The sequence below is a fragment of the Halomonas sp. M4R1S46 genome (assembly GCF_025725685.1).
Classification (GTDB): domain Bacteria; phylum Pseudomonadota; class Gammaproteobacteria; order Pseudomonadales; family Halomonadaceae; genus Halomonas.
This window is the reverse complement of the sequence record NZ_CP107008.1, coordinates 3921361-3945916: the sequence shown is the minus strand read 5'-3', so window position 1 is coordinate 3945916 and position 24556 is coordinate 3921361. Positions and strand designations below refer to the sequence as shown.

Here is a 24556-nt window from a genome sequence, read left to right as displayed (position 1 = left end):
ACTGTTGTAGTGGGCTTCAAAAATGTGTTTGTTACTTCACCCGCGGCTCCAGTTCGCCGCGCTCGTAGCGCAGGAACATCTCCTCGAGGTTGATCGGCTTGATCCGCGAGGCGTGGCCGGCGGTGCCGAAGGCCTCGTAGCGGGCCTTGCAGACCTCCTTCATGGCCGCGGTGCTGACCTTGAGGAACTTGCGCGGGTCGAACTCGGCCGGGTTCTGCGCCAGGAAGCGACGCACGGCGCCGGTGGAGGCCAGGCGCAGGTCGGTGTCGATGTTGACCTTGCGCACGCCGTGGCGGATGCCCTCGACGATCTCCTCGACCGGCACGCCGTAGGTCTCGGGGATGGCGCCACCGAACTCGTTGATGATCTCCAGCCATTCCTGGGGCACCGAGGAGGAGCCGTGCATCACCAGGTGGGTCTCGGGGATGCGGGCGTGGATCTCCTTGATGCGCTGGATGGAGAGGGTGTCGCCGGTGGGCGGCTGGGTGAACTTGTAGGCGCCGTGGCTGGTGCCGATGGCGATGGCCAGGGCATCCACGCCGGTGGCCTTGACGAAGTCGGCGGCCTCTTCCGGGTCGGTGAGCAACTGGTCGTGGTCGAGCTTGCCCTCGGCACCCACGCCGTCTTCCTCGCCGGCCATGCCGGTCTCCAGGCTGCCCAGGCAGCCCAGCTCGCCCTCGACGGAGACGCCGCAGGCGTGGGCCATCTCGACCGTGCGCCGCGTGACGTCGACGTTGTAGGCATAGTCGGCGGGAGTCTTGCCGTCTTCCTTGAGCGAGCCGTCCATCATCACCGAGGAGAAGCCCAGCTGGATGGAGCGCTGGCACACGGCGGGGCTGGTGCCGTGGTCCTGATGCATGACCACCGGGATGTGCGGGAACTCCTCGACGGCGGCCAGGATCAGGTGGCGCAGGAAGGGGGCGCCGGCATACTTGCGGGCCCCGGCGGAGGCCTGGACGATCACCGGAGAGTCGGTCTCGTCGGCGGCTTCCATGATGGCGCGCATCTGCTCGAGGTTGTTGACGTTGAAGGCCGGGACGCCGTAGCCGTGCTCGGCGGCGTGGTCCAGCAGTTGGCGCATGCTGATCAGTGCCATGAAGTCACCTTGTCGTGCGTGATGGGACGCGGCGGGCCAGCGCCGCGTCCTGTCTCGTTGGGTAGGGAAAAGGGGGTTAGCGGGCCGCCGCTTCCAGGGCCGCCACGGCCGGCAGGGTCTTGCCTTCCACGTACTCGAGGAAGGCGCCGCCGCCGGTGGAGATGTAGGAGACCCGGTCGGCGATGCCGTACTTGTCGATGGCCGCCAGGGTGTCGCCACCGCCGGCGATGGAGAAGCCGTCGCTCTCGGCGATGGCCAGCGACAGCGCCTCGGTGCCCTTGCCGAACTGGTCGATCTCGAACACCCCCACCGGGCCGTTCCACAGGATGGTGCCGGCGGCCTTGAGCTGCTCGGCCAGGCGCCCCGCGGTCTCGGGGCCGATGTCGAGGATCATCTCGTCATCATTCACCTGGTCGACGGGCTTGGTCACGGCGGTGGCGCTCTCGGAGAACTCGGTGGCCACTACCACGTCGGAGGGCAGCGGGATCTCGACCTTGGCCATCAGCGCCTTGGCCTGGTCGATCAGGTCGGCCTCGTGCAGCGACTTGCCGACGTTGTAGCCCGCCGCGGCGATGAAGGTGTTGGCGATCCCGCCGCCGACGATCAGCCGGTCACACTTCTCGGACAGCGCGGTGAGCACCTCGAGCTTGGTGGAGACCTTGGAGCCGCCGACGATGGCGGTCATCGGGCGCTTCGGCGTGGCGAGGGCCTTCTCCAGCGCCTCGAGCTCGCTGGCGAGCAGCGGGCCGGCACAGGCGGCGGGGGCGAAGCGCGCCACGCCGTGGGTGGAGGCCTGGGCCCGGTGGGCGGTGCCGAAGGCGTCCATCACGAAGACGTCACACAGGGCGGCGTACTGCCGCGCCAGGGTCTCGTCGTCCTTCTTCTCGCCGGCGTTGAAGCGCACGTTCTCGAGCAGGGCGACCTCGCCGTCGTCGAGGGTGACCTCCTGGCCCAGGTAGTCCTTGACCAGCCGGACCCGGCGCTCCAGCAGGCCGCCCAGGTGGTCGGCCACCGGAGCCAGCGAGAACTCCTCGGCCGGCTCCCCCTCGGTGGGACGCCCCAGGTGGCTCATCAGCAGCACCTTGGCGCCGGCCTCCAGGGCGGCCTTGATGGTCGGCAGACAGGCCCGCAGGCGGGCGTCGCTGGTCACCTGGCCGTGCTTGACGGGCACGTTGAGGTCCTCGCGGATCAGCACCCGCTTGCCGCGGAGGTCGAGGTCGGTCATCTTGCGCACGTTCATGGAAGCAGGTTCCTCGTCTGGGAAAACCGAAGGGAAGTCAGGCGTCGGCGGGGGGCACCGGGCCCAGCTTGGCGATGCGGTCGGCGACGTCGAGCATGCGGTTGGCGAAGCCCCACTCGTTGTCGAACCAGCACATCAGCTTGATCAGGCGGCCGCCGGCCACCCGGGTCTGGGTGGCGTCCACGATACCGGAGCGCGGATCGTGGTTGAAGTCGACCGAGGCCATGGGTTCCTCGGTGTAGCCCAGCAGGCCGGCCAGTCGGGTCCGGGTGGCCTCGCGCAGCAGGGCATTGACCGCCGCGGTCGAGGTATCGCTGCGCACGCACAGCGACAGGTCCATGGCCGAGACGTTGATCGTCGGCACCCGTACGTGCAGGCACTCGAAGCGGCCGTGGAGGTGCGGCATCAAGCGGTCGATGCCCCGCGCCAGTCCGGTATCCACCGGCACGATGGAGTGCATGGCGGAGCGGGTCAGGCGCAGGTCGGTCTGGTGATAGGAGTCGATCACCGGCTGGTCGTTCATCGCCGAGTGGATGGTGGTGGTCACCCCATGCTCGATGCCCAGGGCCTCGTCGAGCACGGTGAGCACCGGCACCAGGCAGTTGGTGGTGCAGGAGGCCGCGGAGACGATGCGGCAGCCCGCGGCCAGCTCGGCGTCGTTGATGCCGGTGACGATGGTGGCGTCGACGTCGCTCTCGGCCGGCTGGGAGAACAGCAGGCGGCCGGCGCCGGCCGCCAGGTGGCGCTCGGCGGTGGCGCGGTCCTTGAAGCTGCCCGAGCACTCCAGCACCAGGTCGATGCCCAGCGCATCCCAGGGCAGCCGCTCGGCGTCGGCCTCGCTGAGCACCCGGATGGCGCGGCCGTCGATCACCAGGTGGTCGCCGTCCACCTCGACATGGCCGGGGAAGCGGCCATGGGTGGTGTCGTAGCGGGTCAGGTAGGCGATGGTGTCGAGGCCCGACAGCTCGTTGATGGCCACCACCTCGAGCTCCGGCTCGTCGCGCTCGATGAGCGCACGCAGCACGCACTGGCCGATGCGGCCGTATCCGTTGATGGCGATGCGTAGGGCCATGACGTTGCCGGGACTCCAGAACCGTTGCACACAAACCGGCGATTCTACCGCAATTCGCGCCCGTCGTCGCGGCCTCCCCGGTCTCTTGAAAATCGCCCGGGAGCCCCTATCTCAGCTAGTGGAGGGCGGTGGTCCACGCCCGCACGACATCATCCACAGCAGGTGATCAGGAGGTGTTCGACATGTTCGGAGATCTCAGGCGGTTCGATACCGATTGGGCGCCCGGCACGGAGTGGTTCCGGCGCTTCTTCGACGAGATGTGGCCCGACCCCGGCGTCGCCGATATCCGCTCGGTGCCGCGGGGCAGTTTCCCGATGATCAACGTGGGGCGCACCGACGACGCGGTGCGGGTCTATGTCTTCGCCCCCGGGCTCGCGCCCGAGGAACTCGAGGTCAGCCTGCAGGACAACGTGCTGACCGTCAGCGGCGAACGCAGCGAGTCGACGGCCGAGGACGAGGCGTCGAGCCAGCGCAGCCACTTTCGCCGCGAGCGACATCAGGGCGCGTTCAGCCGTTCCCTGTCCCTGCCGGAGGGTCTCGACCCCGACCGCGCCGAGGCGCGCTTCCACGACGGCATCTGCGAGGTGGTGCTGCCCAAGCGCGAGGAGCTCAAGCCGCGTCGCATCGAGATCCAGGCATCGTGACGCCCGTCGTCGCATCCCTGAAAGGAGGTGAGTCGTCATGAACGAGGTTGCCAAGCAAGATGCCCCCCGTGAGGTCGTCGAGGGGCGCGAGCGTCGTCTCGAGGCGATGCTGCCCGCGGTGGACATCTTCGAGGAGGACAACGCCCTGCACCTGATCGCCGACATGCCGGGCGTGCAGCGCGACACCCTGTCCATCGAGGTCAACGACAACGTGCTCAGCCTCGAGGGCGAGCTGTCCCTGGCGATGCCCGAGGGACTCACGCCCCTCTACGCCGAGGTGCAAGCCCAGCGCTTCGCGCGGCGTTTCACCCTGAGCCACGAGATCGACGTGGACGGCATCCAGGCGCACATCGACAACGGCGTGCTGCAGTTGGTCCTGCCCAAGAAGGAGACCCACCGCCGGCGACGCATCGATATCAAGACGGCCTGAGCCGGCACGCTTCCCGCCCCCGTCAAGGGGGCTTTTCTTTGCCTGGCCACCGACCGCGGCGACCGACCGCGGCGGGCCCGTCACGCCTGTCACCGTTCCGGTACGGTAGCGGAGAAGCACGACGACAAGTCTGATTCGGCTCGGGGCAGTCCACGCTCCTTTTGCCCGCCGATGGGCTGTCGGCGGCCGCCGCTTGCTCTAGGCTAGGGGGAGTACCGATAACCCGTCAGTCAACCATCAAGGAGAGAGGGAGCGATGACCGATATAGCGCAGCTGCTCGGCAACGAGACGGAAAGCCTGCTGACCCATGAGTGCCGGGGCATCCCGGCCGCGTCGATCCACGCGCCGGGCCCGGACTACATCGATCGGGTGATGGCCCTCAGCGATCGTCAGCCCCACGTGCTGCGCAACATGCAGGCCCTGTTCGACCACGGACGGCTGGGCGGCACCGGTTACCTCAGCATCCTCCCGGTCGACCAGGGGATCGAGCACTCCGCCGGGGCTTCCTTCGCGCCCAATCCGATCTACTTCGATCCGGCCAACATCGTCGAGCTGGCCATCGAGGGCGGCTGCAACGCCGTGGCCTCGACCCTGGGTGGCCTGGCCTCGGTGGCGCGCCGCTACGCCCACAAGATCCCCATGCTGCTCAAGCTCAACCACAACGAGACGCTGACCTATCCGGCGGCCTACGACCAGACGCTGTTCGCCCAGGTCGAGCAGGCCTTCGAGATGGGCTGCGTGGCGGTGGGCGCCACCATCTACTTCGGCTCGCCGGAGAGCCGTCGCCAGATCACCGAGATCAGCGAGGCCTTCGAGCGCGCCCACCAGCTGGGCATGGTCACGGTGCTCTGGGCCTACCTGCGCAACCCCGAGTTCAAGCGCGAGGGCCGCGACTACCACACCGCCGCCGACCTCACCGGCCAGGCCATCCACCTGGCGGCGACCCTCAAGGCCGACATCGTCAAGCAGAAGATGGCCGAGACCAACGCCGGCTACCGGGACATCGGCTTCGGCCACACCCACGACAGGGTCTACGACGAGCTGACCTCGTCCCACCCCATCGACCTGGCCCGCTACCAGGTGGCGAGCTGCTACATGGGCCGGGCCGGGCTGATCAACTCCGGCGGCGCCTCGGGCGGGGCCAGCGACCTGGGCCAGGCGGTGCGCACCGCGGTGATCAACAAGCGCGCCGGCGGCATGGGGCTGATCTCCGGGCGCAAGGCCTTCCAGAAGTCCATGACCGAGGGCGTCGAACTGCTCAATGCCATCCAGGATGTCTACCTGGACGAGTCCATCACCCTCGCCTGAGAAAAGGTCGATCTATTGCTGCGCTTGATATCTTGGCCGCCGGCGGTGCTCGCAATCCTCATTGAGCAGCCAGTCAACTCCGGATGCTGTGCTCCGGCGGCGGCCAACCTCTCATCGCTCGCGACATAGATCGATACTTTTCAGATCAGATAGGGCCTGAAGCTGCGGGCCCCAACGAAAAGGGCACGGCCGAAGCCGTGCCCTTGTGCTTGTGCCGAGACGCCGGGGTCAGTCGTCGGCATCCTCCAGCAGCTGCTCGGCCTCGGCCACCAGGTTCTCCACGGTGAAGCCGAAGTACTTGAACAGGTCGCCGGCCGGGGCGGACTCGCCGAAGGTGCTCATGCCGAGGATGCGGCCCTCGAGGCCCACGTACTTGTACCAGAAGTCGCGGTGGCCGGCCTCGATGGCGATGCGGTTGCCCACTTCCGCCGGCAGCACCCGCTGGCGGTACTCGGCGTCCTGGGCGTCGAAGACGTCGCTGGACGGCATGGACACCACTCGCACCGCGCGGCCGGCCTCGACGAGGGCGGTGGCGGCGTCCATGGCCAGGGCGACCTCGGAGCCGGTGGCGATGATGATCAGCTCGGGGGTGCCCTCGCAGTCCTTCAGCACATAGCCGCCGCGCTGGATCTCGGCCACCTGCTGCTTGGTGCGGGCCTGGTGGGGCAGCCCCTGGCGGGACAGCACCAGGGCGCTGGGGCCGGACTGGCGCTTGAGCGCGGCGTCCCAGGCCGTGGCGGTCTCCACGGCGTCGCAGGGCCGCCAGGTGGAGAGGTTCGGCGTGGAGCGCAGGGTGGTCAGCTGCTCCACCGGCTGGTGGGTGGGGCCGTCCTCGCCCAGGCCGATGGAGTCGTGGGTGAACACGTGGATCGCCCGCACGCCCATCAGCGCGGCCATCCGCACGGCGTTGCGCATGTACTCCATGAAGGTCAGGAAGGTCGCGCCGTAGGGCACGAAGCCCCCGTGCAGGGCGATGCCGTTGATGATCGCCGCCATGCCGAACTCGCGCACGCCGTAGTGCAGGTAGTTGCCGCCCGGCTCCTGGCCGGAGATCGCCTGGGCGCCCTGCCAGAAGGTCAGGTTGGACGGCGCCAAGTCGGCGCTGCCGCCGAGCAGCTCGGGGAGCTGCGGGCCGAGCGCGTTGAGGCAGGCCAGCGAGGCCTTGCGGGTGGCCACGTTGTCGCCCTGCTCCTGGGCCTGCTCGATCAGCGCCTCGCTGGTCAGTTCCGTCGGCAGCTCGCCCTTGATGCGGCGGTTGAACTCCCGGGCCAGCTCCGGGTGGGCCGCGGCGTAGCGTTCGAAGCGCTCCTGCCAGGCGGCCTGGCGGGACTGGCCGGCCTCGGCGGCATCCCAGCCCCGGTAGATCTCCTCGGGCACGTGGAAGGGCGCGTGGGGCCAGTCGAGCTGCTCGCGAGCCGCGGCGACCTCGTCCTCGCCCAGCGCCGCGCCGTGGCACTCTTCCTTGCCCTGCTTGTTGGGCGCGCCGAAGCCGATGATGGTCTTGCAGATGATCAGGCTGGGCCTGTCGTCGTGGCTGCGGGCCAGCTCGATGGCGGCCTTGACCTCGTCGGGCTTGTGGCCGTCGACGTTGGGCACCACGTGCCAGCCGTAGGCCTCGAAGCGCTTGGCGGTGTCGTCGGTGAACCAGCCCTCGACCTCGCCGTCGATGGAGATGCCGTTGTCGTCGTAGAAGGCGATCAGCTTGCCCAGCCCCTGGGTGCCGGCCAGCGAGCACACCTCGTGGGAGATGCCCTCCATCAGGCAGCCGTCGCCCAGGAAGCAGTAGGTGTAGTGGTCGACGATGGTGTGGCCGTCACGGTTGAACTGGGCGGCCAGGGTGCGCTCGGCGATGGCCATGCCCACGGCGTTGGCCAGGCCCTGGCCCAGCGGGCCGGTGGTGGTCTCGATGCCCGGGGCGTAGCCGAATTCCGGGTGGCCGGCGGTCTTGGAATGCAGCTGGCGGAAGTTCTGCAGTTCCTCCAGGCCGAGCTCGTAGCCGGACAGGTGCAGCAGCGAGTAGAGCAGCATGGAGCCGTGGCCGTTGGACAGCACGAAGCGGTCGCGGTCGGGCCAGTGCGGGTCGGCCGGGTTATGCTGCAGATAGTCGTTCCACAGCACCTCGGCGATGTCGGCCATGCCCATCGGGGCGCCGGGGTGGCCGGACTTGGCCTTCTGGACGGCATCCATGGACAGGGCGCGAATGGCATTGGCCAGTTCGAAACGGGACGGCATGGGGGTCAGCTCCTCGCCTGCGGCAATAGTAGCAATGACACGGTCGGGCCGGGGGGTGGCCGGACGTGGATTCTGGCTGGGATGCGCCGCGAGACGCGGGCGGCGCGGTCAAAGTCGGTCGCTTATTGTCGCCGAGATGGGCCCGGCCTTCAAATGGCGGCGGCCGGGTAGCTCGGCGGAGGCCGCCCGGGGCGCCGCTCGGCGTGTCGCTGTCGGTAGCAGCCTGCCGGACTTAACGCTGATCGACTTCGAATCCCGGGCTTTCGGCCACTTTCATTCGATCGGATTCGTTAAATAGCGCGCTATTCGCCTCATTCGATCGATAAAATCGTCTCGAAATCCGTGACTCTCGCGACGACCGGTCAAGCCCGACAGGCTGCTAGGAAGGGCCGCGGCGAGGGTGTAGAATCCGCCCCCAGCCGGTCCGCCCGGGCCCCTGGGGCGACGCGCCGCTGTCCCGCGGCGGCGCCACACCGTTATCCTGGCTTCGAGCCCAGACGCCGTCATCCCACCATGTAGAGGGTCGAGGACGCCATGAGCGAATACTCCCTGTTCACCTCCGAGTCCGTGTCCGAGGGACACCCGGACAAGATCGCCGACCAGATCTCCGATGCGGTGCTCGACGCCATCATCGCCCGCGACAAGAACGCCCGGGTGGCCTGCGAGACGCTGGTCAAGACCGGGGTGGCCATCGTCGCCGGCGAGATCACCACCTCGGCCTGGGTCGACCTGGAGGACCTGGTGCGCCGGGTGATCCTGGACATCGGCTATACCTCCTCGGATGTCGGCTTCGACGGCGAGACCTGCGGCGTGCTCAACCTGATCGGCAAGCAGAGCGTCGACATCGCCCTGGGGGTCGACCGCACCAAGCCCGAGGACCAGGGCGCCGGCGACCAGGGCCTGATGTTCGGCTACGCCACCGACGAGACCGACTCCTACATGCCGGCGCCGATCCACTATGCCCACCGCCTGGTGGAGCGCCAGGCCGAGTTGCGCAAGCACGGCCTGCTGCCCTGGCTGCGCCCGGACGCCAAGAGCCAGCTGACCTTCCGCTACGACGAGCACGGCAAGCCCTGCGCCGTCGACGCGGTGGTGCTGTCGACCCAGCACGACCCTGACATCGACCAGGACGAGCTGCGCAAGATGGTCAAGCGCGAGATCATCGAGCAGGTGATCCCCGACGAGTGGCTCACCGAGACCACCCAGTACCACATCAACCCCACCGGCAAGTTCGTCATCGGCGGCCCGGTGGGCGACTGCGGCCTGACCGGGCGCAAGATCATCGTCGACACCTACGGCGGCATGGCCCGCCACGGCGGCGGCGCCTTCTCCGGCAAGGATCCCTCCAAGGTCGACCGCAGCGCCGCCTATGCCGGCCGCTACGTGGCCAAGAACATCGTCGCCGCCGGCCTGGCCGAGCGCTGCGAGATCCAGGTCTCCTACGCCATCGGCGTGGCCGAGCCGACCTCGGTGTCGGTGAACACCTTCGGTACCGGCAAGATCAGCGACGAGCGCATCGTCGAACTGGTCCGCGAGCATTTCGACCTGCGCCCCAATGCCATCACCCGCATGCTCGACCTGCTGCATCCCATGTACCGGCTGACCGCGGCCTATGGCCACTTCGGTCGCGAGCCCTTCGAGACCCACTACACCTGGACCGACACCCAGGGCGAGCAGCACACCGAGACCTTCACCGCCTTCCCCTGGGAGAAGACGGATCGCGCCCAGGTGCTGCGCGACGCCGCCGGCCTCTGACCGCCTGTCGGTGATCTCGCACGCCGATTGAGGGCCCCGCCGGCAGCGCCGCGCGGGGCCCTCGTCTAGGGTCGAGGCAAGCCCCCGTCGGGAGGTCTCGCCATGGCCCGCCTGCTGCTCCTGGTGCTCGGCTGCCTGCTCGCGGCCCCCCTGTCGGCCGCCTGCCCGGACTGGTCGTCCGCCCGCGCCGGGCGCGAGCTCGCCGCCCTGCATGCCCGCCTCGAGGCCTGGAACACGGCCTATCGCCGCGATGGCCGCTCGCCGGTGAGCGACGCCGTGTACGATCAGGCCCGGGGCCGCCTGACGGCCTGGCGGCGCTGCTTCCCCGCCCAGGCCCCCGCCTCCCTACCCGCCACGACCGGCCCGGCCGGCGAGCTGACCCATCCGGTGGCCCAGACGGGGCTGGCCAAGCTCGCGGACCGTGACGCGGTGCGCGCCTGGCTGGCCCGCCACGGGCCGGCCTGGATCCAGCCCAAGGTGGATGGCGTGGCGGTGACCCTGCTCTACGAGCGAGGACGGCTCGTCCGTGCCATCAGTCGCGGCGACGGCCGCTCGGGCCAGGACTGGACGGCCCGGGCCCGGCGCCTCCCCGGGGTGCCCGGGCGGCTGCCGGACGGGGCGCCGGCCAGGGTGGTGCTGCAGGGCGAGCTGTACCGGCGCCTGGACGGCCATGTGCAGGCCGAGCGCGGCGGCGTCGGGGCGCGCAGCACGGTGGCGGGGTGGCTGGCGCGGGAGCGGCTCGACGCGAGCCTGGCCGGCGAGATCGGCCTCTTCGTGTGGGGCTGGCCCGACGGGCCGGCGACCATGCAGGCCCGCCTGGCAGGCCTCGCGGCCCTGGGCTTTCCCGACACCGCCCGCTGGACCCGGCCGGTCGAGGGCCCGGCGGCGGCCGGCCGCTGGCGCGAGGCCTGGTACCGCGACCCGCTGCCCTTCGCCACGGATGGGGTGGTGCTCAAGCGGGGCCGCCGCCCGCCGGGGCGAGACTGGCGGCCGGCGCCGCCGGACTGGGCGGCCGCCTGGAAGTATCCGCCCCGGGAGGCGCTGGCGGCGGTGCGCGGCGTGGCATTCCGCATCGGCCGCACCGGGCGCATTACCCCGCTACTGCAGCTGCGGCCGGTCGAGCTTGACGGCCGCACCATCCGCCGGGTCTCCGCAGGCTCGCTGGAACGCTGGGAGCGGCTCGATATCCGCCCCGGCGACCGGGTGGTCATCGCCCTGGCCGGCGCCACCATCCCGCGCCTCGAGGGCGTGGCCTGGCGGGCCGCCGAGCGTCCCGCCGTGTCGCCACCGGACCCCGCCGCCTATCACGGCCTGAGTTGCTGGCACCCGACGCCGGGCTGCGAGCAGCAGTTCCTGGCGCGCCTGGAATGGCTGGCCGGTCCCGAGGCCCTCGACCTGCCGGGGCTGGGCCCCGGCACCTGGCGTACCCTGGTGGCGGCGGGCCATCTCGAGGGGGTGCTCGACTGGCTGGCGTTGTCCCCCGGCGCGTTGCGCCGGGCGGAGGGCATCGGCGAGGTGCGGGCGGGGCGGCTGGCGGCGGTCTTCGCCGCGGCCCGCCGGCGGTCCTTCGCCGCCTGGCTCGCGGCGCTGGGTGCGCCGCCCGGCTGGGATGCGGGGAAGGCCGCGGGATGGACGGCGTTGGCGGGGCGTAGCGAGGACGAATGGCGGGCCCTGCCCGGAGTGGGGCCCGTGCGGGCGGAGGCCCTCCGTGGCTTCTTCGCGCATCCCGAAGTGCGCCGCCTGGGGGCTCGGCTCGCCGCGGCGGGCATCGACGGCTTCCCGGCGCCCTAGCGTTGATTGTCCGCTTTTCCTGCCGCCGCCTATAGTGAAGGTCACGTTTTTCCCCGGGAAAGAGGTGACGCATGAACCAGCCTGTCGTATCCGCGCCCACCGCCACGGACTACAAGGTCGCCGATATCGCCCTGGCCGACTGGGGCCGTCGCGAGATTCGCATCGCCGAGACCGAGATGCCGGCCCTGATGGCGATCCGCGAGAAGTACCACGCCGCCCAGCCGCTCGCCGGGGCACGGATCGCCGGCTGCATCCACATGACCATCCAGACCGCGGTGCTGATCGAGACCCTGATCGATCTCGGGGCCTCGGTACGCTGGTCCTCGTGCAACATCTTCTCCACCCAGGACCATGCCGCCGCGGCCATCGCCGCCGCCGGCATTCCGGTATTCGCCTGGAAGGGCGAGAGCGAGGAGGACTTCTGGTGGTGCATCGGCCAGACGGTGGAGGGCCCGGAGGGCTGGGTACCGAACCTGGTGCTCGACGACGGCGGCGACCTCACGGCGCTGCTGCACGACAAGCGCCCGGAGCTGCTCGATGCCGTCCATGGCATCAGCGAGGAGACCACCACCGGCGTGCACCGCCTGCTGGAGATGTGGCGGGAGGGCACCCTGCGGGTGCCGGCGATCAACGTCAACGATGCCGTGACCAAGTCCAAGAACGACAACAAGTACGGTTGCCGCCACTCGCTGAACGACGCCATCAAGCGCGGCGTCGACCACCTGCTGGCCGGCAAGCAGGCGCTGGTGATGGGCTACGGCGACGTGGGCAAGGGCTCGGCGGCCTCGTTGCGCCAGGAGGGCATGATCGTCCGGATCGTCGAGATCGACCCGATCTGCGCCATGCAGGCCTGCATGGACGGCTTCGAGGTGGTCTCGCCCTACCGCGATGGCCTCAATGCCGGGGTGGAGAGCATCGATCGTCAGCTGCTCTCGCGCATCGACCTGGTGGTCACCGCCACCGGCAACATCGATGCCTGCGATGCCGCCATGCTCGAGGCCCTCAAGCCGGGCGCGGTGGTCTGCAATATCGGCCACTTCGACAGCGAGATCGACACCGCCTACATGCGCCGTCGGTGGCACTGGGAGGAAGTGAAGCCCCAGGTGCACAAGGTCTATCGGGACAGCGAGCCAGGGGACTACGACCCCGACAGCCGCGACTACCTGATCCTGCTCTCCGAGGGCCGGCTGGTGAACCTCGGCAATGCCACCGGGCACCCCTCCCGGGTCATGGACGGCTCCTTCGCCAACCAGGTGCTGGCGCAGCTCCATCTCTATGCGGGGCGCTTCGCCGAGCGCTCCGAGGCCGAGCGGCGCGAGGCCCTGGGCGTCAGCGTGCTGCCCCGGCACCTGGACGAGGAGGTGGCCCGCTACATGGTCGAGGGCTTCGGCGGCGTCATCACCCGCATGAGCGAGGCCCAGGCCGAGTATACCGGCGTGCCGGTGGAGGGGCCCTACAAGCCCGATGCCTATCGTTACTGACGCCCGCCGGTCTCATGGGCGGGCCCGAGCCCGCCCCGGGAGGAGTTCGTGCCGGACGACCGGCAGGCCAGACTCTCGGCAGAGGAGTGCGAGCAGCAGGCGCGCCTGAATGCCGCCCTGATGGCCTGCGCGAGCATCGGCCTGCTCTGCTACCTGCCCTTCGACTACTGGATGGTCCCCGAGCGCTGGCCGGCCCTGTGGGTCGGCCGGTTGCTGGTGGTGGGACTGCTGGCGCTGTGCCTGGCCTGGCAGCATCGCCGGCCCGTGCGCAGCGAGCGGGCGCTGCTGGTGGCGGCCCTGGGCACCACGCTGTTCCTGGCCTGGGGGGCCGCCCAGGTCACGGAGCCCTTCGCCTTCTTCTTCTGGAACCAGAGCCTGGCGGTGGCCATGTTCATCCTCCTGCCGGTGGTGTCCGTGTGGCGGCCGGTCTGCATGCTGGTGCACAACGCCGTGATGCTGGTGGCCTATGGCCTGTGCTTCGTGCTGTGGAGCCCCTTCGACCTGGTCGAGCTGCTGCGCCTGGGTGGGGTCTTCCTGCTGATCGGCTGGCTGATCTCGCCGCTGCTCTCCCATGTGCGCTATGGCATCTTCCATCGCACCGCCGCCCTGAGCCATGCGCTGCGGGAACGCAATGCCGAGCTGACCGCCGCCAACGAGGAACTGGCCGCCCATCAGCAGGAGCTGACCTACCTGGCCAACTTCGATGCCATGACCGGGCTGGCCAACCGCCGCTGGGGGATGACCTTCCTGCGCGAGAACCTCGACGACTGCTATCGCAAGCGCTGGCCACTGTCCCTGCTGCTGGTGGACATCGATCGGCTCAAGGTGGTCAACGACAGCCGCGGGCATGCCAGTGGCGACCGGCTGATCTGCCACGTGGCCCGGGCCATCGCCGGCCAGCTGCGCAGCGGCGAGCTGGCCTGCCGCCTGGGCGGCGACGAGTTCCTGATGATCATGCCCGACGCCGATGCGGCCGAGGCCGGCGACCGGGCGCGTCGCCTCTCGGCGGCGCTGGCGTCGGCGCGGCTCGAGAGCGACCCGCAAGTGGTGGCCACGGTCAGCGTCGGCGAGGCCACCTACCGGCCCTGGCAGGAGGGAGTGGCGGACATGGATATCCTCATCCAGCGGGCCGACAGCGCCATGTACAGCCGCAAGCGGCACAGTCGGCGGCATAGCCGTGCCACCGATGAAGCGCCCAAGCGCGCCCGGCGCCGCGGCGACTAGCCCTGTCACGCCAGTGACACGCGATCGCCATGGCGGCGTCACCGCGGGGCACCAGGCTGGTCGGGCCTGTCGAGGAGACCGCCCATGCCGATCCCGCTCACTGCCCGCACCCTCTTCGTCTCGGATGTCCACCTGGGCACCCGGGACTGCCAGGCAGAGCTGCTGGCGAGCCTGCTGCGTCGCGTGCGTCCCGAACGCCTCTACCTGGTCGGCGACATCGTCGACCTGATCGCCATGCGCAAGCGGGCGGTGCTGCTGCCGGCCCAGCAGCGCCTGGCCGCCCGGTTGCTGCGCCTGGCCCGGGGGGGCTGCGAGATCATCTACATCCCAGGCAACCATGACGCCGCCCTGCGCCGGCTGTGTGGCCTGCGCGTCCACCGGGTGCGCATCGAGCGGCGCATGATCCATACCACCGCCGATGGTCGCCGCCTGCTGGTCAGCCACGGCGACGAGTTCGACACCCATGTGCGCATCGCTCCCTGGCTGCTGACCCTGGGCGACGGCATGCATCAGTTCGTGCTGGCGCTCAATCGCTGGTGCAACCGCACCCGGAGCCTGCTGGGCCTGCCCTACTGGTCGCTGGCCAGCGCGCTCAAGCGCCGGGTCGGTGCCGCCCAGCGCTATGTCGCCCAGTTCGAGCAGGCGGCCTTGCACCAGGCGGTCCGGGAGGGGCTCGATGGCTACGTCGGCGGGCACATCCACAAGGCCGGGTTCCGCACCCGGGACGGGGTGCTCTACTGCAACGACGGCGACTGGGTGGAACACTGCACGGCGCTGCTGGAGACGCCCGACGGGCGACTGCAGCTGGTCGACTGGCGGGGCGAGGTGATCGAGCGGGAGCCCGCCTTGGAGGCCTCGCCCATCCCCGAGGGCGCAGCACTGTCCGCCGCCGGTCGCGCCTCCTGACGCCCCGCGCCCGGAGGTCTCATTCTGCGACGAAGGCGAGCAGCCGGCCGCAGGCCAGCACCGCCAGCCACAGCAGCAGCGACGCGCCGCCGGCCAGCCTGAGCCGGCGGCGCGTGGCGCGGGCGAGCCCCGGGCCGAGATTCAGCCACAACGCATTGCCGATGGCCAGGGCGATCAGGGTCAGCTTGAGCAGGAACAGCGGCATCGCCAGATAGTCGCCGGGACCGGCGAGGAACAGCAGGGCGCCGGTGACCAGCGCCAGGACGAGCCCGATGATGGCGGGCGGTTGCAGCAGCCGGGCCGTGTCGGCCAGTGGCAGCTCGGGACGCCGGCCCATCAGGCGCAGGTCCAGCGGCAGGATCGCCCCGACCAGCAGGGCGATGCCCAGCACATGCAGGGTGTTGATACCGGCATAGCCCCAGCGCGACAGCCGCATCCAGTCGGCCAGTGCCGTCTGTGCCAGCCACGCGAGCGGACTATCCACAAGGCGTCGCGGGGCGAGAGGTCACAGGCGGCCCGGGTAGAGGGGGAAGGCTTCGCCGTCGATCCACAGCTGCACGGCCTTTATCCGCTTCTCGTCCGGGTCGCGGGAGGGCGCACCCAGCACCCGGATCTCGACGCCCTCGGCCAGGTCGCCGGGCTCGAGGCCGGCGCGCCGGTTGCGCCAGGGCTGGCCGACTTCCACTGTCCAGGCGGTGCCGTCCACGTCCAGGGTCAGGTCGCCATGGGGGTTGCCCAGGCGTACCGCGGTGATGGTGCCGGTCAGCGTGATGGGCTCGTCCTCGGCCCAGGCCCAGCCATGGTGGGCCTGGGCGGGAAGAGCGAGGGTCGCCAGGACGGCCAGGAGCAGGCCGAGACAGGTGCGTCGTCGCATCATGGTGACAGCCTCCGAGTGGGGTGCAGGGGAATGGAGTGCCGGCGATCGGGACAGGTTAACCATAGTCCGCCAATGGCCCGGCTGCCGCATGCCGCGGATCTTCGGCGCGCTCGGAGACATCAGGCGCCGTCGGCCATCGCCAGGGTCCGGCAGGCCGCCAGCACCTCCTCCGCCAGGGCGTCGTCGCTCAGGGTGCGGGCGATCGCCATGCCGCCGATCAGGGTCACCGCCTGTTGCAGGGCGCGTTCACGGTCGGACGGCGATGCCTCGGCTGCCTGACAGTGGCTCACGAAACCGGCGAACAGGCGAGTGTAGGTATCGCGGACCCTGTCGTCCTGCTGGGCGACGTCGCTGACCAGGCAGGCCAGCGGACAGTTGATGGCCTCGCCCTGGCGATGGGCATCGCTGAGGTAGTCGAGGACCCGCTCGCGAGGGGCACCGTGCACCAGGCGGGCGGCGTTCGCCTGGGCGGCGTGACGCAGGGCCTCGGCATGGAGGTCGCCCTTGGAGGCGAAGTGGGCGTAGAAGGCGCCGCGGGTCAGGCCGGCGTGATGCATCACGTCATCGATGCTCACGCCGGCGAATCCCTGTCGGGTGAACAGGGTCGCGGCGGCGTCCAGAATACGCTGGCGAGTGCGGGTCTTGTGGTCGTCGCTCCAGGGCATGGGGCCTCCTCGGGGGGATGGGCTCAGGATGGCATGGATCCACCATATGTTCTTGAACATATGGTGTGGCGGGCTAGCCTGCCATGAGTCCCCCCACGACAGGAGTCCTGCCATGACCGGCCCCGTGCATATCGTCGGCCCCCAGTTCAGCACCTTCGTGCGCAGCGTCCAGCTGTGCTGCGAGGAGAAGGGCATCCCCTACACCCTGGGTGCCGAGGTCGACGGCCGGCCCCTCGGCCTGCACTCTCCCGAGCACTACGCCCTGCACCCCTTCGGCAAGATCCCGATCCTGCTCCACGGCGAGCGGCGCCTGATCGAGACACCGAGCATCTGCCGCTACCTCGACGCCGCCTTCGAGGGCCCGCCCCTGCAGCCGGGGGATCCCTGGGCGCGGGCCCAGGTCGACCAGTGGACCGGGATCCTCGCCCTCTACGTGGACCAGGCCCTGGTGCGTCGCTACCTGCTGGAGTTCGTCTTTCCCCAGGGCGAGGGGGGCGCCGTGCGCCAGGAGGCGGTCGCCGCGGCCCAGCCGGAGGTGGCGCGCCTGCTGGGCCTGATCGAGGGGCAGCTGGCCCAGGGTGACTACCTGGTCGGCGGTGCCTTCAGCATCGCCGACGCCATCGCCGCGCCGATGCTCGACTACCTACTGGGCCTGCCCGCCGCCGAGGCGTATCTCGCCGAGACCCCGCGGCTGGTGGCCTACACGCAGCGGCTGCGGGCACGCCCCGCGGCCCAGCGGGTGCTGGTGGCGCCGGAGCTGCCATCCTAGGAGCCTGTCGGATTCGACCGATCGTCGCGAGACGCCCGGATTTCGAGACAAGTTTATCGATCGGAGAAGGCGAATAGCGCGCTATTTACCGAATCGCGCCTAGCCGCCGACCAGCGGTAGCATCCAGCCCAGGTACAGCGGGATCAGCACCGGCGCGGCCAGGGTGGTGAGCAGCACGGCCAGCGCGCCCTTCTCCGGGGCGATGCCGAGCTCCATGGCCACCACCACCACGTTGGCGGCCATGGGCACCACGCCGATCAGCAAGAGCGCCATGGCGAGCTCCGGCGAGAGGCCCAGGGTGGCCTGCAGCCCCAGCACGACGCCCAGGGCCAGCAGCGGCCAGAGGCCGTAGCGCACCGCCACGCAGGCACCGATAAAGCGCAGGTCGAATTCCCGCACCGTCACCCGGCCCAGCGTCATGCCGATGATCATCATGCCGAGCAGGGTATAGGTGGGCGGGAAGGCCTCGAGGCCCTCCATGACGGCCGCCGGCACCGTCAGTCCCGCGGCCTCGACCAGCAGCGCCGCCAGGAAGGCGTAGATCATCGGCAGGCGCAGGATCTTGGCGAGGCTCTGGCGCACCGAGAAGCGTCCCCGGGCGCTCAGGTAGAAGCCCAGGGTGAACTCGTAGAGGGTCACTCCCAGCACCCCGAACAGGTAGAGGGTCACCCCCGAGGGTGGCAGCAGCACCAGGGCCACCGGCAGGCCGAAGTAGCCGGTATTGCCGGTGCCCGCCGAGAAGGCCAGCACCGCGCTCTCCTCGTCGGGCAGGGCGCGGCGGGCCAGGCGGCTGACCAGCAGGGCGACCAGGCTGGCCGCGACGAACAGCGCCCCGGTGATCAGCAGGTAGGCCGGCGTGGGCCCGCCCAGTGTCAGGCCGCGGAAGAAGGTCAGCGGCGCGATCAGGTAGATCAGCAGGGTGGCGATGGGGCGGGGGTCCACCGCCAGGTGGCGGGCGGCCAGCCAGCCGAGGCCGACAAAGGCCAGCAGCGTCCACAGCGGGCCCATCAGGGTGGCGGGATCGAGGCTCATGCGTCACGTCCATGTCGAGGCAAGGCCCCTATCTTGCCTGGCTCCCCGCGGCCTGTCAGTCGCCGGGGACGGGGCCCGGTCTGGCGGCCTTTTAGCACGTCTGGTTATACTGGATTCGCTTCTTATATGAAGGAAATCGATGCAGAGTGACGAAACTTTCATTGGTCGCCCTGCCCCCGAATCGTCACAATGGCGCCAACTTCTCGCATCGCCCGGCCGGCGCCGGGCGCCTGCGCAACCCGACACCACGTGTCCGAGGCGACGCGAACCATGAGGACCGGATCGATGAGTGCACACGAGCATCCGCTGGGCATCAGCTTCGAATTCTTCCCGCCCAACACCGACGCCGGGCGCGACAAGCTGATGCGCACCCGCGATGCCCTGGCCCGTCGCCAGCCGCGGTTCTTCTCCGTCACCTACGGCGCCGGCGGCTCTACCCAGCATCGCACCCTCAATACCGTGCAGGCCGTGCGCGAGTCCGGCATCACCACCGCGCCGCACCTGTCCTGCATCGGTAGCGAGAAGGCGGTGCTACGCGACCTGCTGGCCCAGTACCGGGAGCAGGGCATCGACAGCCTGGTGGCCCTGCGCGGCGACCTGCCCTCCGGCATGGGCGGCATCGGCGAGCTGCGCTATGCCAACGAGCTCGTCGAGTTCATCCGCGAGGAGACCGGCGACCACTTCGAGATCGCCGTGGCGGCCTATCCGGAGTCCCACCCCCAGGCGCCCAGCCTCGACCGCGACGTGGAGAACTTCGCCCGCAAGATGAAGGCCGGGGCGAACCTCGCCATCACCCAGTACTTCTTCTCCGCCGACGCCTACTTCCACTTCGTCGAGCGAGCCCGCGCCCTGGGCGTCGAGGCGCCGATCGTGCCCGGCATCATGCCGATCACCAACTACACCAAGCTGGCGCGCTTTTCCGATGCCTGCGGCGCCGAGATCCCCCGCTGGATCCGCAAGCAGCTCGAGGCCTACGGCGACGACAGCGAGGCCATCGCCGCCTTCGGCGAGGAAGTGATCTCGCGGCTCTGCCAGCGCCTGCTCGACGGCGGAGCCCCGGGGCTGCACTTCTATACGCTGAACCAGGCCGAGCCGACCCTCAAGGTACTCGACAACATCTCCGCCTGAACCCGCGTATTCCTGATTTTCCCGCCAGACAAACGAAGGGCCCCGCCATCCGGCGGGGCCCTTCGCGTGGTGTGTGACGCTGAGGCGTCAGCCGGAGGTCACCGGCTGGGCGCCGCCGCCGTTGCGGCCGCGCTGGTACAGGAACAGCGCCGTGCCGATGGCCAGGCCGGCCACGTCGGTGTAGATGCCGCCGTAGATCATGCACAGCGCGCCGACCAGCATCACCAGGCGCTGCCAGGCCTTCACCGGCCCGAAGAACCAGGCCTGGACGGTGGCCGCCAGCAGCACGATGCCCAGGGTGGCGGTCACGCCGACCCGCAGGATCTGCAGCCAGGAGCCTTCCATCAGCATCGCCGGGCTGTAGAAGAACATGAAGGGCACGATGAAGGCGGCCAGACCGACCTTGAAGGAGGCCACCGAAGTCCCCATGGCCTTGTCGCCGGAGATGCCCGCCGCCGCGTAGGACGCCAGTGCCACCGGCGGGGTGATCGCCGAGACCACCGCGAAGTAGAACACGAAGAAGTGCGCCACCAGCGGCTGGATGCCGATCTCGATCAGACCCGGGGCGACCACCGAGGCGGCCACCGCGTAGGCGGCGGTGGTGGGCATGCCCATGCCCAGCAGGATCGAGATGCACATGGCGAAAAACAGCGCCAGCAACTGGCTGACACCGGCCAGGCCCAGCAGCAGTGAAGAGAAGCGCGCGCCCACGCCGGTCATGGCGATCACGCCGACGATCAGGCCGGCACAGGCGCACACGGCGATGATCTGGATCGCCATGGTGCCGGCCAGATGCAGCGCTCGCAGGATGGCGAGCAGCCCCATCTTGTTGGGCGAGAACCAGCTCACCACAGCGGCCGAGGCGGTGGCCAGGGTGCCGGCGCGGATCACCGAATAGCCCATGAACAGCGCGGCGATCAGGATGATGATCGGTGCGAACAGATAGACATGCTTGACCAGGCGGCGGAACTTGGGAATTTCCTCCTTGGGCATGCCGCGCATGCCCTTGCGGGCCGCTTCGAAGTCGACCATGCAGTAGACCGACAGGAAGTAGAGGATAGCCGGGATCAGCGCCGCCACGGCGATCTCGGTATAGGGGATGCCGGTGACCTCGGCCATGATGAAGGCCCCTGCGCCCATGATCGGCGGCATGATCTGCCCGCCGGTGGAGGCGGCGGCCTCGATGGCCCCGGCGCTGCGGCCCGGGTAGCCCACCTTCTTCATCAGCGGGATGGTCAGCGAGCCGGTGGAGACCACGTTGCCGGCGCTGGTGCCGTTGATCATGCCCATCAGCCCGGAGGCGAAGATCGCGACCTTGGCCGGGCCGCCTCGCGCGCGTCCGGCGGCGGCGAAGGCGAAGTTGATGAAGTATTCCCCCACCTTCGAGGCCTGCAGGAAGGCGGCGAAGATGATGAACAGGATGATGTAGGTGGATGATACCGCGGTGGTCGGTCCCAGGATGCCGGTGTCGGTGTAGACCTGGCTGAAGAAGCGCCCCACCGAGAGGCCCGGATAGCCGAGGAAGCCCGGCAGGTAGGGGCCGGCGAAAACATAGGTCAGGAAGATCGCCGAGATGATCACCAGCGCCAGGCCGGCCACGCGGCGGGTGAGCTCGAGGATCAGTAGCGAGCCGGCGATGCCCGACCAGGTGAGGCCCACCGGGGCGAAGGAGGTGCCGGTGGAGGCACGCAGCGGGCTGTTGAATATCACCAGCAGATAGCCTGCCACCGCGAGGGCGCAGACCATCAGCACCAGGTCGGCCGGGTTGATCCGGTGGCGCGCCTCGCGCAGGCCCCAGGAGAGTACGATCGCCCCTGCGGTGGCAAGTATCAGTGGGTAGCCGAAGTGCCAGGTCTCCACCTCGGGGGCGATGCGCATCGCTCCTGCCTGCATCTCCTGATACATCATGACGGTGCGCACCAGGGCGTAGCCCGCCGGTACCAGAAGCGCGTAACCGAGCGAGGTGAGCACGCGCCTGGCGGGGGCCCCCTGTGGATCGGCGAAGCGTGCCCCCGCATAGAAGCCGAAGCCGAGGATAAGGGCACCGGCGATGTGAATGATGCGGAACGACCAGGTCTCCAAGGGGAACATGTTCAGGACGACCAGGTGGAAGACGCAATAGGCGATGGCCAGGCCGGCAAACAGTAACCAACGCCAGCCGCCATAGAGGCGTCGATTCGATTCGACGACTTCGTCGTCGGCCCCGTCGGCAACGGACTCGGACGCCGCGACGACGGGGTCTTCGTTGCTGGGGCGATTCTCGGGTGTGTGATTCATGAGGGGAAACCCCTTGGTGTGGGAACGGTGGGGAGTGGGTCATGCCCCGTGCCGAGGGCGACACGGCGCATGGGTTCAGGCGCTAGGTGGCCGACTTTCGGACAAACCTAGTCGAGCTTGAGCTCGTCAGGGATTTCGTAGCCGTTCTCCTCGTACCAGCGCACGGCACCCGGATGGAAGGGCAGTACGGTGTTGTACTGGATGTTCTCCGGCACGCTGAACTGGGCGCTGCGATGGATGTCGCGCATCTTGTCGTTGTTCTCCATGCTCAGCTTGGTGATTTCGTAGACGAAATCCTCCGGCAGGTCGCAGCCGGCGATGGTGAAGTTCCACATGGAGACGGCGCGGGCATCTTCCTCGAGGGTCTGGTAGGTGCTGGCCGGGATCTGGAACGGCGACACCGGGAAGGCGTCGATGACTTGCTGCTGCTCCTCCTCGGTGAACTCGATGATGTTGACGTCGGTCTGCACCTCGAGCTGGCTGACCGCCGGGATCGGGATGCCGGCGGCGAAGGCGATGACGTCGATCAGGCCGTCCTGCAGCTGGCCGCCCAGATCGTTCCAGCCGCCATTGCGGCGTTCGAAGTTCACGCCCAGCTCCTCGAGGATGGCCGGGAAGTAGGTGTCGGAGGTGGAGGCCGCCGGGCCGAAGCCGATGGTGGCGCCGTCGGGGATGTCGGAGATCGACTCGATGCCGCTGTCGGCGAGCGTGGCGATGGAGAAGGGCGTCTCGTACATCGGGAAGAGCGCGCAGACGTTGTCCATCGCCACGCCCGGGGCCAGCGGGCTCTCGCCGGCCAGTGCCTCGGCGGCCGGGCCCATGGTGGTCAGGCCCAGGGCCAGGTCACCGGTGTGCACCAGGGCCAGGTTCTGGTTGGGGCCGCCGGTGACCTCGCCGCCGCCGGAGACGCCCAGCTCGTCGGCGATCAGGTTGGCCCAGCCGGAGCCGTAGACGAAGTAGGTGCCGCCCTGGCTGGCGGTGCCCACGGTGAAGCTCTGCGGCCAGTCGCTGCGGTCCGACTGGGCCGAGGCCGAGGCGGCGACAAGCAGGGAGCCGGCCAGGGTGCCGGCGAGGATCCGTGAGGTGGCGTTGCGCATGGTGTCTCTCCTGTTGTGCTCTTGTTAAATGCCCGGGCGGTCGTGCCCCGGGGCTGCATGCCGTCGTCCCCCAGTATGGTCACCGGTTGCGGGACCTGTCGTGATCTTGGGCCGGGGTGGCATCAACGCCTGTTATCAAGCAATGGCCATGCCCATTTATTGGAATATGTCAAATTTCATGCGGTTACGAGATCATGCTTCGACCTTGGTCGAGGCATGATGGGCGGGGCGGGGCCGGAATTCCGCACGGAATGGGTGTCGCGGTGTGCGGATTTCCGCACAGGTCCTCGCGCGGGGGCGCCGTCAGGCGTCGTGCGGTGAGGTCAGGGCCGCCGCTGCCTCGATCCCCAGCCGCTCGAGCAGGCGGCGCTGCGGCACCCGGCCAGATAATCAGCTAGCTTGGTGGGGGAAGTGAGCCACACCACCGCGATCGAAGGAGCTGCCATGACTGACGAACGCTTTTTCTGCCTTCCCACCCTTGTCGCGGCAGGTGGCCTGCTGATCTGGGGGGCCACGGCCATGGCTCAGGAGCGTGCGGACTGGCCGGAGCGGATCAGAGTGGCTACTGCCTCCATCGGCGGCACCTACCATGTCTACGGCCACGGCCTGTCCGAGCGCATCACAGATGAGCTCGACATACTCGCCGATACGCGTACCACGGGCGGGCCCTACCACAACATGACTCTGGTCCACACGGGTGAAGCGGAGCTGGGCTTTGTCACCCTGGGGCCGGCAAGAGAGCTTTGGGAAGGCGAGGCCGAGTTCGCCGATGGTGAGAAGATGCGCAACGTGCGTGCCCTCTTTCCCATGTACCGAACCCCCTTCCACATAGTCACCCGGGCCGATTCAGACATCGAAAGCATCGATGACCTGAGTGGGGCCCGTGTCGGGGTGGGGCCCATGGGTGGCACCTGCGCCACCTATTGGGAGCGGTTCTTCGATGAGCTGGGGGTCGAGGATGTCCGCCTGCAGTATGCCGGCGCCAACCTGCTGGCGGATTACGTGCTTGGCGGTCTCAGCGATGCTTTCGCCTTCTGTGCCGGCCTGCCTATCCAGGCCTTCGAGCATGTGGAGAGTCGCCAGGAGGTACGGATGTTCGGCCTGACCGAGGAGCAGCAGGCGATCCTGGTGGACGCCTTTCCGGTGACTCCTTACGAGATCCCTGCCGACACCTATGCGTCGATGGATGCCCCTCAGGCCTCGGTCGCCTTCTGGAATTTCGCCATCGGCCACAAGGACCTCGATGAGGGTTTCGTCCATGAACTCATGACCTTGGTGCTCGAGGACAACGGCGCCATGGAGGAGATCCACCCCGCAGCGGCCGAGACCCGGCCGGAGCACATGGGGAAGAACAATGTGATCTGGTTCCATCCCGGCGCGGTACGCTATTACCGAGAGCAGGGGCTCGAGGTGTCCGAGGCGATGATGCCGCCCGAGATGCGTCAGGAGGGAGAAGCAGGGGAGGCCGAAACGGAAGGCGAAGCGGGTAGCCGGGCCGAGGAGGGCGCCGAGCAATAATAGCCGCGGTCGCC

The 24556-nt window shown here is 69.1% G+C and carries 21 protein-coding genes; 11 read left to right on the top strand and 10 right to left on the bottom strand.

Annotated elements, in window-relative coordinates:
• Positions 1 to 31 precede the first annotated feature (31 nt).
• The 3 genes from fba to OCT48_RS18225 form a co-directional block, all read right to left on the bottom strand.
• A complete protein-coding gene (fba, locus tag OCT48_RS18235; RefSeq protein ID WP_263590544.1) occupies positions 32 to 1096 on the bottom strand; it encodes a class II fructose-bisphosphate aldolase in 1065 nt (354 codons plus the stop codon).
• Between the two features lie 76 nt (positions 1097 to 1172).
• Complete coding sequence (locus OCT48_RS18230; RefSeq protein ID WP_263590543.1) at positions 1173 to 2336, bottom strand: phosphoglycerate kinase; 1164 nt, start codon at positions 2334 to 2336, stop codon at positions 1173 to 1175.
• 37 nt (positions 2337 to 2373) lie between these two features.
• Positions 2374 to 3408: a type I glyceraldehyde-3-phosphate dehydrogenase gene (locus OCT48_RS18225; protein ID WP_263590542.1), complete on the bottom strand. Its 1035-nt coding sequence runs from the start codon at positions 3406 to 3408 to the stop codon at positions 2374 to 2376.
• Positions 3409 to 3590: 182 nt separating this feature from the next.
• On the opposite strand from OCT48_RS18225, the gene OCT48_RS18220 reads away from it, so the two are divergent.
• The 3 genes from OCT48_RS18220 (at position 3591) to OCT48_RS18210 (ending at position 5790) form a co-directional block, all read left to right on the top strand.
• Positions 3591 to 4052 carry an Hsp20/alpha crystallin family protein gene (locus tag OCT48_RS18220; protein ID WP_263590541.1) on the top strand — a complete coding sequence of 154 codons (462 nt, stop codon included), beginning with the start codon at positions 3591 to 3593 and terminating at the stop codon, positions 4050 to 4052.
• 37 nt (positions 4053 to 4089) lie between these two features.
• Complete coding sequence (locus OCT48_RS18215) at positions 4090 to 4482, top strand: Hsp20/alpha crystallin family protein (RefSeq protein WP_263590540.1); 393 nt, start codon at positions 4090 to 4092, stop codon at positions 4480 to 4482.
• 255 nt (positions 4483 to 4737) lie between these two features.
• On the top strand, positions 4738 to 5790 hold the full coding sequence (locus OCT48_RS18210; RefSeq protein WP_263590539.1) for a class I fructose-bisphosphate aldolase: 1053 nt from the start codon (positions 4738 to 4740) through the stop codon (positions 5788 to 5790).
• A gap of 228 nt (positions 5791 to 6018) precedes the next feature.
• Here the strand turns inward: OCT48_RS18210 and tkt are convergent, their stop codons facing one another.
• Complete coding sequence (gene tkt, locus OCT48_RS18205) at positions 6019 to 8022, bottom strand: transketolase (protein WP_263590538.1); 2004 nt, start codon at positions 8020 to 8022, stop codon at positions 6019 to 6021.
• Positions 8023 to 8556: 534 nt separating this feature from the next.
• Here tkt and metK point away from each other — a divergent pair.
• The 5 genes from metK to OCT48_RS18180 all read left to right on the top strand — a co-directional run bounded on the left by metK (position 8557) and on the right by OCT48_RS18180 (position 15179).
• Complete coding sequence (metK, locus tag OCT48_RS18200) at positions 8557 to 9777, top strand: methionine adenosyltransferase (RefSeq protein ID WP_263590537.1); 1221 nt, start codon at positions 8557 to 8559, stop codon at positions 9775 to 9777.
• Positions 9778 to 9879: 102 nt separating this feature from the next.
• On the top strand, positions 9880 to 11568 hold the full coding sequence (ligB, locus tag OCT48_RS18195; protein ID WP_263590536.1) for an NAD-dependent DNA ligase LigB: 1689 nt from the start codon (positions 9880 to 9882) through the stop codon (positions 11566 to 11568).
• A 71-nt stretch (positions 11569 to 11639) separates the two neighbouring features.
• The gene (ahcY, locus tag OCT48_RS18190) at positions 11640 to 13049 is read left to right on the top strand and encodes an adenosylhomocysteinase (protein ID WP_263590535.1); all 1410 of its coding nucleotides are present in this window, start codon (positions 11640 to 11642) and stop codon (positions 13047 to 13049) included.
• 48 nt (positions 13050 to 13097) lie between these two features.
• Positions 13098 to 14273 carry a GGDEF domain-containing protein gene (locus tag OCT48_RS18185; protein WP_263590534.1) on the top strand — a complete coding sequence of 392 codons (1176 nt, stop codon included), beginning with the start codon at positions 13098 to 13100 and terminating at the stop codon, positions 14271 to 14273.
• 84 nt (positions 14274 to 14357) lie between these two features.
• Positions 14358 to 15179: a UDP-2,3-diacylglucosamine diphosphatase gene (locus tag OCT48_RS18180; RefSeq protein ID WP_263590533.1), complete on the top strand. Its 822-nt coding sequence runs from the start codon at positions 14358 to 14360 to the stop codon at positions 15177 to 15179.
• A 19-nt stretch (positions 15180 to 15198) separates the two neighbouring features.
• Here OCT48_RS18180 and OCT48_RS18175 read toward each other — a convergent pair whose 3' ends face one another.
• The 3 genes from OCT48_RS18175 to OCT48_RS18165 all read right to left on the bottom strand — a co-directional run bounded on the left by OCT48_RS18175 (position 15199) and on the right by OCT48_RS18165 (position 16721).
• The gene (locus OCT48_RS18175) at positions 15199 to 15663 is read right to left on the bottom strand and encodes a hypothetical protein (protein ID WP_263590532.1); all 465 of its coding nucleotides are present in this window, start codon (positions 15661 to 15663) and stop codon (positions 15199 to 15201) included.
• A 21-nt stretch (positions 15664 to 15684) separates the two neighbouring features.
• Positions 15685 to 16056, bottom strand: a complete 372-nt coding sequence (locus OCT48_RS18170; RefSeq protein ID WP_263590531.1) for a DUF6152 family protein — start codon at positions 16054 to 16056, stop codon at positions 15685 to 15687.
• Between the two features lie 119 nt (positions 16057 to 16175).
• Complete coding sequence (locus OCT48_RS18165; protein ID WP_263590530.1) at positions 16176 to 16721, bottom strand: TetR/AcrR family transcriptional regulator; 546 nt, start codon at positions 16719 to 16721, stop codon at positions 16176 to 16178.
• A gap of 112 nt (positions 16722 to 16833) precedes the next feature.
• Here OCT48_RS18165 and OCT48_RS18160 point away from each other — a divergent pair, with 112 nt between their 5' ends.
• On the top strand, positions 16834 to 17490 hold the full coding sequence (locus tag OCT48_RS18160) for a glutathione S-transferase family protein (RefSeq protein WP_263590529.1): 657 nt from the start codon (positions 16834 to 16836) through the stop codon (positions 17488 to 17490).
• A 99-nt stretch (positions 17491 to 17589) separates the two neighbouring features.
• Here OCT48_RS18160 and OCT48_RS18155 read toward each other — a convergent pair whose 3' ends face one another.
• Complete coding sequence (locus OCT48_RS18155; protein WP_263590528.1) at positions 17590 to 18522, bottom strand: AEC family transporter; 933 nt, start codon at positions 18520 to 18522, stop codon at positions 17590 to 17592.
• Between the two features lie 285 nt (positions 18523 to 18807).
• Here OCT48_RS18155 and metF point away from each other — a divergent pair, with 285 nt between their 5' ends.
• On the top strand, positions 18808 to 19650 hold the full coding sequence (gene metF, locus OCT48_RS18150) for a methylenetetrahydrofolate reductase [NAD(P)H] (protein WP_263590527.1): 843 nt from the start codon (positions 18808 to 18810) through the stop codon (positions 19648 to 19650).
• Between the two features lie 87 nt (positions 19651 to 19737).
• Here the strand turns inward: metF and OCT48_RS18145 are convergent, their stop codons facing one another.
• Positions 19738 to 21927: a TRAP transporter permease gene (locus OCT48_RS18145; protein ID WP_263590526.1), complete on the bottom strand. Its 2190-nt coding sequence runs from the start codon at positions 21925 to 21927 to the stop codon at positions 19738 to 19740.
• Positions 21928 to 22034: 107 nt separating this feature from the next.
• Positions 22035 to 23024 carry a TAXI family TRAP transporter solute-binding subunit gene (locus OCT48_RS18140; protein WP_263590525.1) on the bottom strand — a complete coding sequence of 330 codons (990 nt, stop codon included), beginning with the start codon at positions 23022 to 23024 and terminating at the stop codon, positions 22035 to 22037.
• 444 nt (positions 23025 to 23468) lie between these two features.
• Between OCT48_RS18140 and OCT48_RS18135 the strand changes: the two genes are divergently transcribed.
• Entirely contained in the window at positions 23469 to 24542 is a 1074-nt protein-coding gene (locus OCT48_RS18135) for a TAXI family TRAP transporter solute-binding subunit (RefSeq protein ID WP_263590524.1), read from the top strand.
• Positions 24543 to 24556: the final 14 nt, after the last annotated feature.

Bases quoted from the DNA above. Each gene is read 5' to 3' on its own strand.
- fba (WP_263590544.1), bottom strand. From the start codon at position 1,096: ATGGCACTGATCAGCATGCGCCAACTGCTGGACCACGCCGCCGAGCAC.
- OCT48_RS18230 (WP_263590543.1), bottom strand. From the start codon at position 2,336: ATGAACGTGCGCAAGATGACCGACCTCGACCTCCGCGGCAAGCGGGTG.
- OCT48_RS18225 (WP_263590542.1), bottom strand. From the start codon at position 3,408: ATGGCCCTACGCATCGCCATCAACGGATACGGCCGCATCGGCCAGTGC.
- OCT48_RS18220 (WP_263590541.1), top strand. From the start codon at position 3,591: ATGTTCGGAGATCTCAGGCGGTTCGATACCGATTGGGCGCCCGGCACG.
- OCT48_RS18215 (WP_263590540.1), top strand. From the start codon at position 4,090: ATGAACGAGGTTGCCAAGCAAGATGCCCCCCGTGAGGTCGTCGAGGGG.
- OCT48_RS18210 (WP_263590539.1), top strand. From the start codon at position 4,738: ATGACCGATATAGCGCAGCTGCTCGGCAACGAGACGGAAAGCCTGCTG.
- tkt (WP_263590538.1), bottom strand. From the start codon at position 8,022: ATGCCGTCCCGTTTCGAACTGGCCAATGCCATTCGCGCCCTGTCCATG.
- metK (WP_263590537.1), top strand. From the start codon at position 8,557: ATGAGCGAATACTCCCTGTTCACCTCCGAGTCCGTGTCCGAGGGACAC.
- ligB (WP_263590536.1), top strand. From the start codon at position 9,880: ATGGCCCGCCTGCTGCTCCTGGTGCTCGGCTGCCTGCTCGCGGCCCCC.
- ahcY (WP_263590535.1), top strand. From the start codon at position 11,640: ATGAACCAGCCTGTCGTATCCGCGCCCACCGCCACGGACTACAAGGTC.
- OCT48_RS18180 (WP_263590533.1), top strand. From the start codon at position 14,358: ATGCCGATCCCGCTCACTGCCCGCACCCTCTTCGTCTCGGATGTCCAC.
- OCT48_RS18170 (WP_263590531.1), bottom strand. From the start codon at position 16,056: ATGATGCGACGACGCACCTGTCTCGGCCTGCTCCTGGCCGTCCTGGCG.
- OCT48_RS18165 (WP_263590530.1), bottom strand. From the start codon at position 16,721: ATGCCCTGGAGCGACGACCACAAGACCCGCACTCGCCAGCGTATTCTG.
- OCT48_RS18160 (WP_263590529.1), top strand. From the start codon at position 16,834: ATGACCGGCCCCGTGCATATCGTCGGCCCCCAGTTCAGCACCTTCGTG.
- OCT48_RS18155 (WP_263590528.1), bottom strand. From the start codon at position 18,522: ATGAGCCTCGATCCCGCCACCCTGATGGGCCCGCTGTGGACGCTGCTG.
- metF (WP_263590527.1), top strand. From the start codon at position 18,808: ATGAGTGCACACGAGCATCCGCTGGGCATCAGCTTCGAATTCTTCCCG.
- OCT48_RS18145 (WP_263590526.1), bottom strand. From the start codon at position 21,927: ATGAATCACACACCCGAGAATCGCCCCAGCAACGAAGACCCCGTCGTC.
- OCT48_RS18140 (WP_263590525.1), bottom strand. From the start codon at position 23,024: ATGCGCAACGCCACCTCACGGATCCTCGCCGGCACCCTGGCCGGCTCC.
- OCT48_RS18135 (WP_263590524.1), top strand. From the start codon at position 23,469: ATGACTGACGAACGCTTTTTCTGCCTTCCCACCCTTGTCGCGGCAGGT.